The sequence below is a fragment of the Mesorhizobium sp. BH1-1-5 genome, assembly GCF_020165615.1.
In the GTDB taxonomy this organism is placed as follows: domain Bacteria; phylum Pseudomonadota; class Alphaproteobacteria; order Rhizobiales; family Rhizobiaceae; genus Mesorhizobium.
The window spans coordinates 1-18,015 of sequence record NZ_JAIUIM010000030.1; the positions used below are offsets into that span (position 1 = coordinate 1).

General features: G+C 60.2%; 10 protein-coding genes and 1 pseudogene. 6 read left to right on the top strand and 5 right to left on the bottom strand.

What is annotated here, in order from left to right:
* Both LB572_RS28925 and LB572_RS28930 read right to left on the bottom strand, forming a co-directional pair.
* Positions 1 to 6,641, bottom strand: a 6,641-nt coding sequence (locus LB572_RS28925; RefSeq protein WP_224670163.1) for an autotransporter-associated beta strand repeat-containing protein, incomplete at its 3' end; no start/stop codon positions are given.
* Between the two features lie 598 nt (positions 6,642 to 7,239).
* On the bottom strand, positions 7,240 to 7,536 hold the full coding sequence (locus LB572_RS28930; RefSeq protein WP_224670164.1) for a hypothetical protein: 297 nt from the start codon (positions 7,534 to 7,536) through the stop codon (positions 7,240 to 7,242).
* An 806-nt stretch (positions 7,537 to 8,342) separates the two neighbouring features.
* On the opposite strand from LB572_RS28930, the pseudogene LB572_RS28935 reads away from it, so the two are divergent.
* Positions 8,343 to 8,726: pseudogene (locus LB572_RS28935) on the top strand (thiamine pyrophosphate-dependent enzyme); the annotation flags it as partial.
* A 608-nt stretch (positions 8,727 to 9,334) separates the two neighbouring features.
* The gene (locus LB572_RS34650) at positions 9,335 to 9,433 is read left to right on the top strand and encodes a DUF2934 domain-containing protein (RefSeq protein ID WP_318014082.1); all 99 of its coding nucleotides are present in this window, start codon (positions 9,335 to 9,337) and stop codon (positions 9,431 to 9,433) included.
* Positions 9,434 to 10,472: 1,039 nt separating this feature from the next.
* Here LB572_RS34650 and LB572_RS28950 read toward each other — a convergent pair.
* Both LB572_RS28950 and LB572_RS28955 read right to left on the bottom strand, forming a co-directional pair.
* Complete coding sequence (locus tag LB572_RS28950) at positions 10,473 to 10,715, bottom strand: DUF6074 family protein (RefSeq protein WP_224670165.1); 243 nt, start codon at positions 10,713 to 10,715, stop codon at positions 10,473 to 10,475.
* Between the two features lie 904 nt (positions 10,716 to 11,619).
* Entirely contained in the window at positions 11,620 to 11,919 is a 300-nt protein-coding gene (locus tag LB572_RS28955; RefSeq protein WP_140801467.1) for a DUF1236 domain-containing protein, read from the bottom strand.
* A 418-nt stretch (positions 11,920 to 12,337) separates the two neighbouring features.
* Between LB572_RS28955 and LB572_RS28960 the strand changes: the two genes are divergently transcribed.
* Positions 12,338 to 12,688: a hypothetical protein gene (locus LB572_RS28960; RefSeq protein ID WP_224670166.1), complete on the top strand. Its 351-nt coding sequence runs from the start codon at positions 12,338 to 12,340 to the stop codon at positions 12,686 to 12,688.
* Between the two features lie 801 nt (positions 12,689 to 13,489).
* Here the strand turns inward: LB572_RS28960 and LB572_RS28965 are convergent.
* Positions 13,490 to 13,693 (bottom strand): hypothetical protein, encoded by a 204-nt coding sequence (locus LB572_RS28965; RefSeq protein WP_140801464.1) that lies wholly within the window; start codon positions 13,691 to 13,693, stop codon positions 13,490 to 13,492.
* A 771-nt stretch (positions 13,694 to 14,464) separates the two neighbouring features.
* Between LB572_RS28965 and LB572_RS28970 the strand changes: the two genes are divergently transcribed.
* The 3 genes from LB572_RS28970 to LB572_RS28980 all read left to right on the top strand — a co-directional run bounded on the left by LB572_RS28970 (position 14,465) and on the right by LB572_RS28980 (position 17,940).
* Positions 14,465 to 14,617, top strand: coding sequence for a hypothetical protein (locus tag LB572_RS28970; protein ID WP_224670167.1), 153 nt, complete (start codon positions 14,465 to 14,467; stop codon positions 14,615 to 14,617).
* 761 nt (positions 14,618 to 15,378) lie between these two features.
* Positions 15,379 to 16,308, top strand: coding sequence for a DUF72 domain-containing protein (locus LB572_RS28975; protein ID WP_224670168.1), 930 nt, complete (start codon positions 15,379 to 15,381; stop codon positions 16,306 to 16,308).
* Between the two features lie 288 nt (positions 16,309 to 16,596).
* A complete protein-coding gene (locus tag LB572_RS28980) occupies positions 16,597 to 17,940 on the top strand; it encodes a phospholipase D-like domain-containing protein (RefSeq protein ID WP_224670169.1) in 1,344 nt (447 codons plus the stop codon).
* The last annotated feature ends 75 nt before the right edge of the window (positions 17,941 to 18,015 follow it).

Here is an 18,015-nt window from a genome sequence, read left to right on the forward strand (position 1 = left end):
CTCTGGAAAATGGCGAAGCTGGCATTGGCGAAGGGCGCGGCGAACAGGCCGCTGCTGTCGGTCCAGTTCTGGTCGCCGCCCGCCCGCCAGGTGCCGTTGCCGCCATTGACCGCGCCGTTGGAATGCGGGCCGGCGTTGCCGTCCCAGTAGCTCAGCGTCAGGCCCGCCGAATTGACCAGGTTGACCTGGTTGGCGACGGACGTCTGCACGGCATAGTTCGAATCCGTGACGGCGAGCCCGTTGTCCGAAAGCGAGCCGTTGTAGTTGATGATGCGGTAGACGCCGGGCCCGAAATTGCCGCTCGCGCTTTGGCTGACGTTGAGCGTGCCGTCCAGCGTCAGGTTGCCGCCGACATTGATGAGGTCGTTGAACGCGCCGCCCGGCACATTCGCCTCGCCGAAATTGACGTTGACCGCCGAAGTGGCGCCGAGACTAAGATTGCCGTTGATGGTGAGCATCCCCGACACGTTGCCAGTGCCGCCTGGGCTCAGGGTGCCGCCGTTAGCCACGTTAACGTTGCCGCCGATGGTGCCGATACCGCCCAGCGTCGTGCCGTTCCCAACGGTGGTCTGTCCGGTGGCCGCCGACTGGTCGCCATTGATGAGCAAGGTGCCGCCAAGGATGCTGGTAGGTCCGAGGTAGCCGTTGGCGCCGGTGAGCGTCATGACGCCCGTGCCGAGCTTCATCAGTCGGCCGGCACCAGAGATTGTCGCGCCGAATGTGTAATTGCTGTTCAGGTTGAACGCTAGCGCGCCGTTATCCACCACCGTCGGGGTCGTCAGAGCGCCATCCGTAACGCCGTTGCCGACCTCCAGCGTGCCCGTGCCGACCGTCACGCCGGCGCTGTAGCTGTGATTGCCGGTCAGGAATAATGTGTTGGTGCCCTGTTTGTTGAGGCTCTCGAAGCCAGTGACGTTCGCCCCATCCAATGTACGGGGCAGATTGTTGACCACCTGCAGCGTATCCCCGGCCCCTGTCTCACCGCCGGTGCCGGCATTGACAGTTCCGGAGATCGCGGCGCCATCATTGAGAACTAGTGTATCGTTGCCCGTGCCTAGGTTGAGCGCTCCGGCACCGGTGTTCAACGTCCCTGTCAGATTAAGGATATCGCTGCCGCCGCCGAGATCTCCATTGCCGCGCAGAACTCCGCCGGAGGCGATGGTGATGGTGCTCGCTCCGGCGTCGCCGGTCATGGCCACCGGCGTCGCCCCGACCGCTTGCACGGTGCCACTGACAGTCAATGTCGAGCCGGCGTTCATCGCAATCGTCGGCGTCGTCAGCGTCTTGCCAGCGTCGACCTGCAGCGTGCCCCCGTTCACGGTCGTCGCCCCGCTGGTAAGGTTGCTGGCAAGCTCTAGCATGCCGGCATCGACCCGGGTCGTGCCGCCGATGGTGCTGTCGATCGCCGAGGTGAGCCGCGTGGTTCCAGTACCGATCTGGGCGATGTTGCCCGCGCCGCTCAGATTGCCCGCGAAGGCGAACGTGTCGCTGCGGTTGAACGACAATGTCGAGGTCGCGTTGGCGACAATGACATTGCCGGCGCCGGCATTGCCCGACGTGCCGCCATTGCCGATCATCAGGTTGCCATCATTGATGACGGTGTTGCCGGTGAAGCTGTTGTTGCCGGTGAGCACCCAGGTACCGGAGTCATTCTTGGCGAGCGTGGTCGTACCGCCGGGACCATCGATGATGGTGCCGCCCATCGTATTGAGGTCGGTGTTGGTGCCACCCAGCGCGAGCGTGCGGTTGCCAACTCCGGTGTAGGCGGCCGACCCCGTATTGCTGAAAACGACCGCGCCGGTGCCGGACGATTCGATGAAGCTGACGCCGGTCTGCAAGGTGAAGAGACGGTCAGTCGTGTCGCCGCCGCCGGTATAGCGCAGCGTCGAGCCGCTGCCGATCACGAGATTGGAGGCCAAGTTCGTCGACTGGCCGATCGAACTCGCATGGCCGCCATCGGCGAGCTTGTCGACGGCGAGCACGCCGCCGCTGATCGTCGTAACGCCGGTATAAGTGCTCCCCGCATTCTGCAGTACCCAGGTGCCGGTGCCGCTCTTGGTCAGCGCAGTGGCTGCGCCGGCCGGGTTGTCGATGCGGGCCGCAAGCGTATTGTTGGCCGTATTGGTGCCGGTCAGCGTCAGCGTGCGACTGCCAGCGCCCGAGAGGGTGACGGCCGCCGTGCTGGTGAAATTGATCGCGCCGCTGCCCGAAGCGTCAAGGCTGCCACCGCCGCTGCCCAGCGTGAACTGCCGGTTCGTGCTGCCGACCGCCCCGATATATTGCAGCGTGCCACCGTCGAGCACCAAGTTGGTTGCCGCAGCGCTGGAATCACCGATTGAGCTCGCGACGCCGCCATTGTTCAGGCAGGTGACCGCAAGCACGCCCCCGTTGATCGTTGTACTGCCGTCATAGCTGCTGCTACAGCCCGACAACGTCTGCGTGCCAAGCCCGCTCTTGACCAGGCCGCCGCCGCCAGCGATCGAGCCGCTGAAGCTCAAGCCATTGCTAAGGGTGAGCGTGCCAGACCCAAGAGCCACGCTCCCGGCACCCGCGAGGCCGCCAACAGTATTGCTCCGGTCATTAAGATCCAGAGTTGCGCCGGCGTTTACAGTCATGCCGCCCGTGCCAAATGCGCTGGTCGAGCCGGCGCGCAGGGCGCCCGCAGTCACGATTGTTCCACCGGTATAGATATTGTTGCCGGACAGAACCAACGTCCCCGCACCATCCTTGCGCAGGACGCCGCCCCCGATGACCTGGCCGCCAAACGTCAACGTCGTCGCCGCATTCGCCACGCCGACGGCCCCGGTACCGCCCAAAAGCTGGAATCCGCGATCGGTCGTCACGGTGCCGCCAGTGTAGTTCAGTGCGCCGGTGTTAAAGACAAGATTGGTCGAGGCGTTGTTTGAGGTGCCGATGTCGCTTGGCTGCCCGCCATTGGCCAAGCAACCGACGTTCAATACGCTGCTGCCTTGCAGGACTGTGGAACCACTATAGGTGTTGTTGCATCCGCTGAACGTCTGCGTCCCCGCGGTCAACGTCACGCCGCCTGCAGAGGCGCCGCTGATTATACCGCTAAACGTGGCGCCATTGCCGATGATCGTAAGCCGCGCCGTGCCCAAGGTCACATTGCCCGTGCCACCGAGCGCGCCGACGGTGTTGCTGAAGTTGTTAAGGTCGAGCGTTGCGCCGGTGGCCACGTCCACAGGGCCGGAGCCGAAAGCGCTGGTCGAGCCCGCCCGCAGGATGCCGGCGGTAACGGAGTTGCCGCCGGTGTAGTCGTTGGTGCCTGCAAGGACCAGCGTGCCTGCACCCGTCTTCGTGAGACGGCCGGGACCTGTAGCCGCGCCCCCTAGCGTCAGCGTGGTGGAGGCATTGCTTACCCCGATCCCCCCCGCAGAAGCCAGCGTGAAGCCTCGATTGCTTGTCGCTGTCGCACCGAGATAATCCAGCTTGCCGCCGTTCTGCAGGACAAGGTTCGCGGAGGCACTGGTGGAGGCGCCGATGGAGCTGTTGACGCCGCCGTTGGCGAGCGAGGTGACGCCAAGTGTGCCACTGTTGACTGTGGTAGTGCCGGTATAGCTGCTGTTGCTTCCAGCAAGCGTCAGTGTGCCCGCGCCGTCCTTGACGAAGTTGGCGCCGTCGGGGCTCACCACCTGTCCGGAGAAGGTCAAGTTGCTGGCAGCGTTGGTGACCGAGATCGTGCCCGAGGTAGCAGCGCCCGATCGGGCGATAGTGAAGCCGCGGTCGGTGGAGGTCGTCCCGCCGGTATATTCCAGCGTCGCGCCCTGGATTACCAGGTTGGACGAATTTGCCGAGGCAGCGCCGATCGCGCTGGCAGATCCGGCATTGGCAACCGAATTAATCGAGAGTGTGCCCTGACTAACGGTGGTGGCGCCGGTATAGGTGTTGCTGCCAGTGAGCGCCACTTTGCCGGTCCCAGCCTTGCTGAATCCGACAGCACCCGTGTTGTCGACAATGGTGGAGGCGATGGTGAAGGTGCCGCCACCGTTCTGCTGGATACCCAGCACGCCGCCGCCAAGCGTACCTGTCATCGATCCGCCGGTGATCGTCTGGCTTCCGCCGGTTACAGAAGGGGCGACGATGATCGTGCCGTCTACCCCAAGGGTCTGGCCGGCCGCTACGGTGACCGTGGAATTCGCCGCTGCCGTATACTGCAGGCCGCCGATCTGGATGCTGGACCCTACGGTGTTGAAGAAGGGCGTGTTTGCGCCGTCGGCATCACTCAGGATCTGATTGGCCTGCCATTGGCTCGCATCATCCTGATTGACATAGTCGCCGGCCGTGAACGCCACGATGTTGCCGCCGACCACCTTGGCGTAATCCGACCCGTTGACGGTCGCCCAGCCGCCGAGCGCTCGATCCGGTCCGGCCGCGGTGATCCCACCCGCATTGGGCAGCACGAAATTGGCAAGGCCGCCCGTGCGGGTGATGGCACCGAGATTGACGGTCATGCTGCCGCCGGATCCGGAAGTGGCGCTCACCGTGTTGTTGCCCGTCGTAACCGTGACGCCATTGAAACTCTGGACGTTGTTTTCGCCCGCCGCGCCCGTGATCTTGACCGTTCCGCCGTTCATGACCAGGGCTGAAGAAGCCGAGATGATGTTGCTGGTCGGCCCTGCCGCCGGTGAGAAGTCGAGAGCCAGCGTGCCACCGCCGACTGTCGTCGCGCCCGTATAGCTGCTGGCTCCGGTCAGGGTTAGCGTGCCGGCGCCCATTTTGGTCAGGCTGGCGCCGGTACCAGCGATGCTGCCGCCGTAGCTGTTGTTGACGCCCGAGCCCAGATTGAGGGTGAGATTGGCGTTCCCCATCGCCACCGTGCCGCCGGTGCCGCTGAGCGAGACGGGCGCCAGGTTGTTCCCGTTGAGATCCAAAGTGCCGCCGTTGACCGTGACGTTGGTCACTGTGCCGAAGGCCGAAGCACTGCCCGCGCGCAGCGTGCCGCCATTCACGGTGATGGCGCCGCTGCGGGTATTCGCGCCGGTCAGCACCCAGGTGGCATCGCCGCTGCTGACCAAGGTGCCGCTGCCGGAGACAGTTCCGGAGATCGTGTTGTCCGCACCGGTATAGCTGCCGCCGAATGTCAAGGTGCCCGCGAGGGACGTAGCTCCGCTGAACGCCAGTGCTCCGGAGCCATCGTTGCGGATCGCGCTTGTCGTGCCGCCGATGGACAAAGTGCGGTTGCTGGTTGCGCCCGTACCCGTATAGCTCAGGGTTCCGTTCGAGAACGCAATGCTGGTACCTGCGCCAAGGGAACTGTTCGCCCCTCCAGCGGCCAAAGTGCCGACCTTGACGGTGCCGCCTTCGATCGAAGCAGCACCGGTGAAGCTGTTGGCATCGCCGAGCGTTACCGTGCCATTGCTGCTGGCGATGAACCTGAATGTGTTGGTCGTCGAGCTGCTGAGAACACCCAGCGCCTGCAAATCAGCGTTGGCGGCCGACAACGCGACAGAAACATTCCCCGTCGCGGCCATATTGCCGGTCAGCGTCAAAGTCCCGCTACCGAGGTTCTGGATCAAGGCAGTCGGCGATCCGATGCCCGTGGTAATCTGCCAGTTCCGGTTGGAAGTATCCCCGGTTCCGGTGTAATTGAGCGCCGATACACCCGAGTTGGCCTGGAGACTGATCGTATCCCCGGCACCCAGCGCGCTGGCTTCTCCGATGTTGCCTATCGACGTGAACGAGGCCGCCGCTGCACTATTTACTCCAAAGCTTACAGCACCGGTAAAATTGTTGGTGTTGTCGCTCAGAGTGATCGAGCCGGTGCTGCCCACGGCGGCGACGCTGAGGCCGCCGCTTCCGGTGAAGTGGGCGGAGCCCGTGCCGGCAACACTCACAGCTCCTTGACCGCCATTGAGATTGACCGTGCGTCCGGTCAGCGATCCGCTGGAACTCAGAGATGCTCCGTTGGCCAGGTTGACGAAGTTGCTCGTATCGCCCAGCGCCGCATTCGCGTTGACGGATAGCGATCCAGAATTGATGTTGACGTTGCCAGTGAAGGTGTTGCTCCCGGACAAGGTCAATGTACCTCCACCAGCCTTGGTGAGGCCCGCCGTGCCGGCGATGATCGCGCTGATCGTGGCAGCGCCGGTAATGGTGGGAGACGCACCGGCCAGGGTGAGCGTGTTACCGCCGGTTCCGGCAATGGTGTAACCGGCGGTATTAAAGGTGAGGTTGTGCACCATGATCGGCGCACCGAGCGTCACCGTACCGCCGACTGTTCCTTGGAAGATGGCGTCGTCTAGTGCCGCGTTGTTCCAGATCGTGAATGGCCCGGCCACGCCATTGCCGGTCGTGTTCCATGAGGAAGAGGTCGTGTCCCACGTTCCGGGCCCGCCGAGGCCGACGCCGGTATTGTTGAAGTCCCAATAGAGGTCCGCGGCCGCCGCTTGACCTGTAGCCATCCCCAGAAGCACTGTAGACAAGAGCACTATGGCAGAGACGAGGTGCACCAAATTTGGCGCAAAGCTCGCCGCTTGGCCCTTCCACTTGGTCATGCGGCCGCCGCGCAGGAAATGCGAGAAGGCGGCCGCCGGCCGACAGTCTGGCGCTTTGCCGTCCCCTTCACTTTTCTTCGACTGGCGCTGGTTTCCGCTTGCCTCGTGCCGGGTTGCCTGCTGCATGATCAATCGCCCCCGCTGGCCTCAAGGTCCAATCGGGCTCCACGTGAGAATGATGTTTGCTGACTCGTCATCACCGGGACGGCATTCTGTCCGGATGAGGCAAGGGTTGAGCGATGGATGATAGAACATGAGGTGCTGCGGGACGCTTGTCCCACTTGCAACGGCAGATTCGCCCTGTCGCATGTGCCCCCCGATTCAACCCTGAAGACAGGGTTACCGTAAGGAAACTAAATATCAATGAAAAAAATGCTGGCAGGCGACGTGTTTAGTAAGCGTATCCATAACGCCACAGTATCCCTTTTAGCTAATTCACGCTCTGACCACAGGGAGCAACTAAAGCTCCTGCAGCCGGTTGGCGGCGACGCGCTCAAACGGAATACTTCGCCCATAATATTTCAACTAGCTAATATACATGAAGGCGGGCTTGGTGCCACGGGACGATCAGAAATGCCGAATTAGGGTTGCTTCGACAGCCTCGGGTGCCATACTCGACACGGATTTGCTTGCCGCATCCATCCGAATGGCATGCGAGCGCGGCTGTGATCATTCTGCCAGTTTTATGCCACGCCAATGCGTCCGATCCTTTGAATAATTGAGTTCACGGACAGCCTTCATGAAAGGGCGGGGCTGGATCAGGCAACAGCGGGTTGCCGACGCGGAAGCAGTCAGGAAAAACATTGCGCGGCTTGAACAAGAGCTGATTGCGACGGGCACCAACAAACGCGCAAAGCTCCATGAGATCGGCCTTCAACTGCGGTCTCGCAAGTCCCGGTTCCGGCAGCCACCTTTCGGTGGCGAATATCGGAAGACTTCGAAGGTACCTCCTCATGCTCTCGCTTCGAAAATAGCGTCGCGTCAGCATTCGCTTTTCTTCGTCGTCCAGCTTCTCGGGCATTGCGTTGCTTACTCGCTCGGTGCTGCATCGAAAACAACCGGCCTACGGACTGGTTCCTTCCGACGGAGAGTTTCGCCGATCGCTCGGAACCACGACCAAGTCGCGGCATTGAGGACTCATCAACCTCACTTCCAGATGCCGAGGGCAAGCCGATGACTACGAGTCAAAACAATCGCGAGACTGGCGCCATGAAATATCCAGCCCGCCAAGGCAGAGACCCATCCGCCGATTTTTCGCAGGACGCTGCTGAAAACAAGAAGCCGAAGGGTGGAACCGGGCTGTCGAGGCCGCCCGGCGAGGTCGACGACAGAACTCATCAGTCGGACGGTCAAAACCCGAGCCGTACGACCAAGTCATCGCCTGCCACTCAAATGACGGCAGGCGCCGGCCCGGCCATCGCCGATCGTTCGAAGGACGCGAGGGCGCCGAAGGACGGCCGCCAGTCTGACCGGGCAGCCAAGGACTGAACCATGTCATTCATGCCGGCTTATCCGATCCTGGAGCTAGCAGCCCTCGAACCCGAGGCGATGCCTGGTCGCTCACCGCCATCAGAACCACAACCGGCGCCCGTCGCCGATGACGTGGTCGACCGAAATTGGTGTATGGAGATCCTGGAGTCACGCGCTCGCAAGTTCGAGAAGCAGAAGCTCTTCCACATAGCCCGGGCGTTGTCGTCAATCGCTGCCGAAATCTCGAGCCATTGAAAATCTTCCGGGCTTCCGGGTAGCGACGAAGGATTTGGGGCTCGGAACAAACACCGCAGTCATGGAGGTCATCGCGCCGAAGGTCAGCGGTGTGGAGGCCGCATTCCGCTGAAGGTCCTGGTCATCAAGAACAACATGCTGAACCAGATCGCTTGGGACCAGATGATGTTCCTCGGCAACCCGCAATTCGGCTGCGAATTGCAGCCGATCGATTTCGCCAAGGCAGCGGAGGCTATGGGTGGGAAAGGCTTCAGCATCGAGCGGGCCGACGAGCTAGAGCATGTCCTCGACCAGGCTTTCGCTACCGACAGACCGGTCATCATCGAGGCGTTCGTCGATGCCTATGAGCCGATGATGCCCCCCAAAATGCCGCCCGACTACGCGAAGAATTTCCGTAAAGCGCTGCCCCAGACGCCCGGACACGAGCAGATCGAGGAAAACGTATCGCGAAATCCCGCTAAGATGATGATGGATGCGGGCGAGTAGAACAAGGGCCGGATATTGCACGGCGCTCGATAGTGAACGTCGAATAATTTTGGCATTTAGTTAGGCTTCCCATTTAGTTAGGCTTCCAATGAACACGCGGAGAAATCCCTGGTTCGGGTCGCATCGCAACGAAGCGACCACAGGGAGATTTTCTTCTCATGATCAAACTGATTTCGGCATCCGCCATCGTGCTGGCTTTGGCCACATCGGCATGGCTCAGTCCAGCGGTTCCCGCAACGGTAGCGGCAATAACGGCACAGGCGCCGCCACTGGCACCGACAATGGCGCTGGGACAAACAGCGGTAACACTGGAACAATCAGAACGGCAGAATGCCACGACGCAGCAGCCCACAAGCGCGGGCGGCGCCGGCGACCGTGTAAGGATGCCGCCGGCAACGACACCGACAATACGGCAAGCGGCAACACCACTTCCAACATGCAGAACTGCAACAATAAATCCTCCCCTCGATAACAAGGCCCGCCTTGGAAGAGGCGGGCCAACGGATTCGCACGGGGCTGCTCTTTTCGCTCGCTCATCCCGGCGAACCAACGCCAAGGCACCCGGTTAGGCGCGGGCAAAGCGCCAGCCGGCGCAAGAGGAGACCAGCATGGACAGGGAAGAGCGCATCAAGCAACGCGCTCCCGAAATCTGGGAGCGGGAAGGCCGTCCGGACGGACGCAGCAGGAGCATTGGGATCAGGCCGTGAAGGAGATCGAGTCGGAAGGTTCGGAAGCCGAACGCGGGCCTGTGACGCCGGATCCCTTGGTGGGAGCAGGCCTCAGATCCGGCCTCCAACATGCCAGGTGGGTAGCAGCCTCGAAATGTTCGAGATACGGCCCGTCTGTGGCGGGCCGTGTCATCGGGATTTCAATGCATAAGACTGCTTCTGAGCCAGGCTAGGATCTTGTTGCCGGTGATGATCCGGCGCACACGTCCGGCAACCCAGCTTGCCTGCATGGTCGTGCCGGCATGACAGCTGCAGACGACTTCGTGCAACTGCCAACCGATAGTTCGAATGAGCGCTTGGCCTCCCCGTAGGTGTCCGACTGCAATTCGGCCGCACGCAACAGCGGGTCCTCGAACGCGACCGTAAGCGGGGGTCCTGCCGCCCGTGCTCCCTGTCGAACTTCGGGATCGACATATTCGGTGCCTGTGAGTGCAGCCAGCCACCGAAGGCGTGTTCTTTCGAGCGGTTCCGCCCACCGCTCTATCCGCTGCTTTCTCGTCGCAGAGGGATCAATCCAAGCCGATCAATGACGGCAACCGGTTCGAGTTCATATGGTGTCTGATGCTTCATTGCTGTTCCTGTTGTTGTCGCGGCGGCACAACGGCCGTGGCCGAGCCGGAAGCCCGCACCTGTGAGGGACGGGCCGGGCCGATCAGGTGTTGCTCACCGATCTTCGACAGACGCTCGGCACGTCTGAAACCAATCCGAACTGCCAGCGATGAGCTATGTTCCAGCGACTCTCGCCAAGGGATTCGATAACGAGGTCCAGGCCAAGCGGGTTAGCCCTTCCCGAGCAGCCGCGCCTCGCGAAGGAGCGGGCTTGCATCTTTCCGGATCATGTCGATTATCGGCTCATCGAGGCGCCAGGCATTGCGCTTGGGAAGTATCTGACAAATTCCTGACTTTAGTCCGCGCCGGCTCTCGGCGCCTGAAGCGGCAAATTGATCTCAGCCCGTTCGAACGTTGAAGCGGTGCGACCGCTGCCTTGCTCGGGCAAAGCCCCAGCTCGGGATCGATCTTATGACAACGGCCTGACCGACATGTCGCTATGTAGGGCGATCTGAACCTCGTCGAAGAAGCGACGGACTTCTGCGCGCGCGTCGTTAGCGTTCTGCCCGCGTTCGATTGCGACTGAAAGCAGGTGCGTAGCAGTCTCTCGCCAAAGCTGAGCAGCCGCCTCGTTCGGAAGCCGTGCGATCGCGTCGGCCACGATCCGAATGGCGAGAAGCTCTCGACTGATTGGATAGGCGTGCACTGACATGCACGGTCAACCTGAAACGCTCCATGCCATACCTACCGCTTGAAAAGGAAATAGAGGCTTAAGGAGAACAACCAAGCGGACCGGCTAGGAAAAAGGACACACCTCAGTTTGAGCGAAGATGGCCCGTCGGCCTTGGCCGGCGGGTTTCTTTTTGACGATTCGGAACAAGCAATCGTCCGCGATGTTGAACCTCGTCTGCGATTGTCCCCCTCAAACGGTCGCAGAAATGGTGGAAACACCGGCCCGCGTCCTTGCCGAGGGGCGCGGGTTTCCGTTTGGCAATCATCGGAAACCAGCGGAGAACGAATATGCTTAGATTATTGATTGGCCTCGGGGCAATTTATGCTGCGTTCAAGTTTGGCAGGGACGTCGGTCAGGTGAGGCAGACTTTGCTCAATGGCCCGGTCGATTACGAGCGCCGCCCGCTAGCACCGGACTACAAGGATTTCGGCCTTGAGCCACCCGGGGAATGACCCACCGGACGGCGTCCTTACCCGATAAACGCAGCAACTGAGACCGGACGGCCGAACACCTGTTGTCTGTCAGGCCAGCGTTCCGATGGAAGAGACAGCAAAGCCCGCCCGGATTAGAGCGGGCTGTCAGGTGCTACCCCAACGGCGGCACGCTAAGTAATTTGTTCCAGTCCTACCCATGTGCCGCGAACTTCAACGATGACGCTCTGCTGATGTTTCTCTGTGAATCTCCGACCAAGGTCCGGGCGGCGCTGACCAGAAGAGAGCGTCTCTTACCGACCACCTTCAATCTAACGGCGCAGACCGAAGAAGCTCAAGACTGCGAGAATCACGACTACAAGGCCTACAATGTAGATGATACTGTGCATTGCAAATATCCTTCCATTGAAACACTCCCGCCGGCTCGGCAGGCAGGAATGGTCACTCAAAGGTCAATCCAGGACCTTGACGATCGTGTGGGTATCGGGATCGACAACGACGGTTCGATTGTCAATGACGGTGTAGCGATACTTGACGTTCGGAACCTGATGAAGCTCGACCTTCTCGGACAGCTTGGATCCGACATTGAGCTCGACGCCAGGCAGCTTAACCGACGCTAGAGGTTCCTTCTTCACGTATGTGCGAATGGTAGTTTCCTGGTCGGGCGAGAGGACAATTTCGTCGGCGGCTGCCGCGCCGATGCCGGCCAGCAGGACCAGTGCAGCTAGCGAATTGCTGATGATGGTTTTCATAAGATGACTCCGCATTGTTTCCGATGACCGCTCGATGCCACAAAAGCTGGCGGTGGAATTGCAATGCGTTTCGTCGTTGAATGTTTCGTAGAAACCACGCGATAGGCCTTAATTACCAAGTGGCGCGGCTCTAAAGTCGTATGCCCTCGTCAGACTTTTGCTGCAGCCGTCCGTGATCGAGAGAGAGCTCTCGCGTCATCAGCAAAAAGGGCGGCCGGCGCCTTCCGTTGGGTGGAATTGCCTGAAAGCGGGCGCCGGCCTTGCGAACCAACAGTCCGCCGCACATCCTAATTAGCTAAAATAAGCCTCCGGGACATAGCGTGATCACACAAGATCGAAATTCGATGAGGGGAACCTAGATCGGTTATCTGCCTTAAGCAGGATGAGCACGCGCGGGCTGAACTTCTTCGACAAATGGATGGCGGAGCATCTGCCCAACGCGATGACGAATGATCCCCTCGCCGTCAGTGATCTAGCCGATGAATTGATGAAAGCCGCCGCGGCCGAAAGAATCTCAGCCGACGAGATCAACGAGGAGGTCGCGAGTGTTTATGCGGTGATCTTCGAGGCGATGCATCATCGCGAAGGCAATTTAGCCGATGACGATTTAAGCGAATTCGATCTTCTGGCAGGGAGGCTAGCGCGAGAGGGAAACATCACCGAGACCCAGGCCCGTGATCTGGTCGAGCGGATCGGCACTGACTGGGAAACGCTTCTCAACGAAGCTCATTTCGTGAAAGAGCTCGAGGGTAAGCTTGGCAAGGTGTAGTTCCCGAAATTCAGCCTCCCGGCCACGTTTGCCGCGCCATGGGTTTGAACCCACTCGTAAGGAGGCTCTATTGGAGTGAAGTCTATGGTTTGAGCAAAGCGCCGCCGAATTGGGCCCAGAGGCGATCGCAGTCCCATTTCCTCAGGCTCGGCGTTCCCGGCAACAGAAGTGAGATTCCAACTTCGACGTGCGGAATTTGTCCCGCGTAATCCGGCTCTCATTTGATATCGCGCCTTAGATCGGCCGTAGGGTAAGCAGGCGGCACGCACACCGCCTTATTCAGGCATAGCAGTGCGAATTGGATCGGCGGGTCGGTAACTTAACATTCGTTAAGTGCAGGCCTCGCGCGGCGCACAATATCGCTCATCCCGTCAGCCGCCGACAGCGAGTCAATTATCAGGTCGTTTTGTCGATGTGCGACGTCTTCCGCTTAGTAGCGCCACTAGCTCGATCGGCTGCCCGTTCGCCACTTGAGCCATCTCGCGGATCGAGTGGTTGATTGTAGGTCGGGACCGAAACGCTCAGCCGGTACGCCGTGACGCGCCGGCGCACAGTCGGGGGATGGCGACTTCCTCGCCAATTCTGGAGCGAGTGCCGGATTAGTCAAGCAATCGCTAATGGAATATCGGCCAAGAGTGAAGTTGATCAAACAGGCGGCGCGCGGGCTGAGCTGCTTTTAGCCGCGCGCCACGTCGGGCGGGTGTCTTCGCAACCAGGCCCACACTGGAAATGCGAATCCGCAGAGAGGCCGGATAAAGAGCCCGTCTGGCACCCATGGCAGGCGGCCTCTTTCACAACGGCTCAATAAATCATCGCAGGTAGTGCAATCGCGGTGGTAGACTGCTGAGCAAGCCGGATCGCCGTTGCCCGCTCGTCAGCTTCAATCACGACCATATCAAGTAGATAGGTCAGAAGTGCCTCGCCCGATGCGTCCAACCTACTGCGGACCTCCTTCAGCATTGAGCGGGCAAACTGCAGGTTCTCAAGCCTGGTGGGGTGATGCATCTCGGCCTCCCGTAAACAGCGGCTGAGGCTAGGTTATTAGCTGAAGCTTGTGCGAACGTTATCCTGGAACTTGTGGTGTCGGGGTGGGCTGACTCTCGACGGGCTGCGGCCGCGAGTGCTTCGAGCGCTTTTACATCTTCCGTATAGGACGGTGCATGCGCGGGATACCGCTGCATCTGCTGGCTATAGAAATTCAGCCACTTCGGCAAGTGGGTCAGCGGGAACGCCCCCTTGCAGATACCTTTCTCGATCGTGAATGTGCCCTCTACCGAATCGTAAGTCGCTTTCGCCTGCATGGTTGCCTGATCGCATTGGTTGGATAGGGAACCATGCTCAGCGCCAACTGTTCCTTGTGATTGGATCGATGAGGAACAACATATGGCGGCGCCACGCGCGGTTTGGAAGGGTTTCCTCAAGGTCGGGTCGGTCGCTTGCGTGGTCAAGCCGGTGGGCGCGACCACAGAGGCCGGGAAGGCCCATTTCAAGATACTCCACCGCGACGACGGCCTGCCAGTCAAAAGCGCCAATATCCATGAAGAGACTGGGTTGGTTCCCTCTCGGAGGACCAGATCAAGGGCTACGGGGCGGAGCAGGGCGACTCCTCGAGATCGAACCGGACGAGATCAAGAAGCTGAAGCTCACGTCGCGACATACGCTGGACGTGGAAGGCTTCGTCGCCATCGACTAAATCGGCACGCGCTATCTCGAAAAGCCCTATTACGTCATTCCCCACGGCGCGCTGTCGAGGCGTTTTCGGTGTTGCGCGGAGCCATGGCCAAGAAGCCGGTCGCGGCGCCATCCTGCGTTGTTCTTTACCAGAGCGGCCGGGAGGTTATCATCCAGCCTTTCGGCAAAGGGATGCTGTTGACCGAGTTGCGCACCCAGGACGAGATGGTCTCGGAGGGCAGCGATTTAACGACCTGAAAAACCCGAAATGCGACAAGGATCTGCTCGAAATTGCGGGGCCTGCTTATCGACAAAAAGGTTAAAGGCAGAAGCTTCTCGCTCTGTCGCAAACTGGTGAGCTGTTGCAGACCCATCTGGTTTTAAGATGACGGCAAGGAACGGGAGATCCTTCGAAGGCGGGGGATAGATCACGAACGCAGGCTTTTTGCTTATCCATTTTTCTAGCATGCTCTGTTCGGCACCGCCTACCGGGGCGAGCTGCGAGGACCGAGCAAACTGAAAGCAGAACAGCGCTGCGGCCGGCGGGGCCGTCGCCATTGAGCCGACCTCTAGCCCCGACACCGGTGATCACACCAAGCGAATTCGAGCAGCTTCGTTGAGGTGCTAATCGCTGGCAAAGGGGGAGGCGAGATCGGCTTACGCAGCGCGAAGATCCTGCCTCGCCAAGTTGGCTTTAGCCGGCTTTCCGGCTTCAACCCACCTGGGGCGCTCGAAAAGACCGTCGTCTTTCCGGTGATGCCGTCCGGCCTCATGCAAAGGTGGCGGAATCCACCTGCCGAGCGCCGTTGTACGACGAAGAACAAGTAGCCGCTGCCACCACAATCAGCGGCACGAAAGAGCGGTTCAGCAGACGAACGGCGGCGCTTCATCCGGTTCCATTCGATTGGGACCGAAAAGCCGAGGTCGGTGCGGCCAGAAAGTTCCGTTGGCTCCGGCACTCTGAGACTGGACCCATTCGGCTTGCGCCGCGTTATGCCGCAGAACCAGGAAGGGTACGCGTGGACGCCATCAAGAGAGAAGTTAACGCTGATGAACGCCGCGACCGTCGTAAGCTGCGCAGGGAGAAGCAGCGGACCGAAAACATCGGGCGCGCCAAGAAAATGCATCTCGCGCGGTTGGAGGCTGTGACGGAAAGCGGGTTTGCCCCACCGCCCCTCGAGCACTCTGTCTATGTTGGCTGCTCTGGATGGTTCTACTGGAAATGGCGAGGGCAGTTTTATCCGGGCGAGCTGCCAACCGCTGCCTGGTTCACCCACTACACCGACCATTTCGACACTGTCGAGATAAACGCTTCCTTCTATTCGTGGCCAACTCTGTCGAACGTCAAAGCGTGGCGCCGTCAGCCCATCGATCGCAAGTTCATTTACACGGTCAAAGTCTGCGAACTGATAACCCACATCAAGAAGTTCAGCGGCACGGCAACCCTCGTCAAAGATTTCGGGCTGATCGCCGATATCCTCGGCGATCGGATGGGATGCTTTCTGTTTCAGCTACCTCCCAGCTACCATTTCACGAAGGCAAGACTGAAGGGCATTCTAGGTCAGCTTGATCCAGCTCGACGTAACGTTGTGGAGTTTCGTCACGCCAGCTGGTGGAATGAGACGGTATACGCGGCATTTCGCGATAGCGGCGCAATCTTCTGCTCGTGCAGTGGGCCTCGTCTCCCTGATGTCTTGGTGCACACTGCCGATGAGATCTACGTGCGATTTCATGGCCCGAAGCGATGGTACCGGCATGACTATTCGCATAGCGAGCTGGCGGTTTGGGCGGACAGAATTCGCGGCAGCGGTGCAAGCAGAGCGTGGCTCTATTTCAACAACGACTATAACAGCTTTGCGCCGAAGAATGCCTTGACAATGCGGCAGTTACTGGAGCCACGCGCAGGCCATACGTCGATGGCCGGCCCCAGGAGGGTGGCTAGCAGTTGAGGCCGGCAGTTCCTAAGGGCCCGAAATTTGCCGTTCGCCCGTTGGTCGCAACCGCGACGATTCGCTTGGCAGTTCAATGGCCCGCGAATCTGACCTGGGTCCTTACGGGCGCCTGTGCCATCTTTCCGAATTTCACAGCGGCGTCACATCATCTTACGCCGATCGCCTTCCCTGATCGGATGGATCGACCGGATTGAAGGTGAAAACGGACTGTCGACCGGGAACTTGCACGGGGGTCGCACATTCTTGGGGTTAGTATTTGCCAGAACCGGCGGCAGGGCGAGAAACGTGAAGTCCCCAGACTTTAAAACGCTATGGGCCGACAGCGAGTCGCTTGTGGCCAAGCGCAGGTTCGGACTTTGGCTCCGCATCCTCACACACGCCGCAGTCGCCATTGCGGCAGCCGCCGTCACTCTGGCCGCGGTGAATCTGGCCCCAGAGCCGGGCCTAATCCGCTCGATCGTTCCACACCGGTTCGACGCGACCGATCCACAATTCGCGCGCAGCATGAGCAACTACTCGCAGGGCCAGATGTTCAGCCAAAACGCCGTGCAGACCTTGGTCAACGGCGACGAAATTTTCCCAGCCATGTTGCAAGCGATCGGCTCGGCCCAATCCAGCATTGATATGGAAACCTATATCTATTGGTCTGGATCTGTCGGCTACAAGTTCGCCAATGCGTTGGCAGCGAAGGCCCGCCAAGGCGTAGAGGTTCGCGTGCTGGTCGACTGGCTCGGCAGCCTGCCTTTCGATGAAGACCTATTCCACACCATGACCGGTGCCGGGGTGCGGTTCCAACGTTATCGGCCGATCCATTGGTACACGCTCGATCGGGTCAACAACCGGACGCACCGCAAGCTGCTCATCGTGGACGGACAAGTCGCATTTACAGGCGGTGTTGGCATAGCGGACAACTGGTTGGGAGACGCCCGCAATCCGAGTGAGTGGCGGGATACCCACTACCAGATTGAAGGGCCTTCGGTCAGCGCCTTTCAGGCGGCGTTCGCCAAAAACTGGCTGGAGACAACGGGCGAGACCTTGCAGGGTGAGAAGTTTTATCCTCCCCTCAAGGACGCTGGGCAGCTCGATGCTCAACTGATCATTTCATCACACCCGAACGGCTCCGAGGATATGGAGTTGATGATGCTGGCCGCAATCGCCGCGGCTAAGGACCACTTGCGCATCGGCATGGCCTATTTCGTGCCGGATGAAATCGCGCTGCAGCAGATCCTCGACGCCAGGAAGCGAGGGGTAGCAGTCGACATCATCGTGCCCAATTCGCTAACCGATGTCCCAACCGTTCGCAAAGCCTCACGCCACTTCTGGGGCCAGTTGCTCGAAGCCGGCGTGCGCATCTACGAGTTCCAGCCGACGATGTATCATCCCAAGCTTCTGATCGTCGACGACGTTTGGGCGAGCTTCGGGTCCACCAATCTCGACGAGCGATCTTTGCGGTTGAACGACGAAGCCTCACTGAACGTTTACGGCAGGGATTTTGCGCTGACGCAAATCGACTTGTTCAACCATGATCTTGAGCGGTCCAGACAGATCAGCCTGGCAGAGTGGCAGGCGCCCCCGCTGAGCGAGAAGATTACCGACTGGCTGGCCAGCAGGCTTCACACGCAGCTATAGCGTGGCAAGCGCGCTCGACGCTGGCAGCGCACCTTCGCGCCATATGGGCCGCCGGCCGACGCGATCCATGCGTTG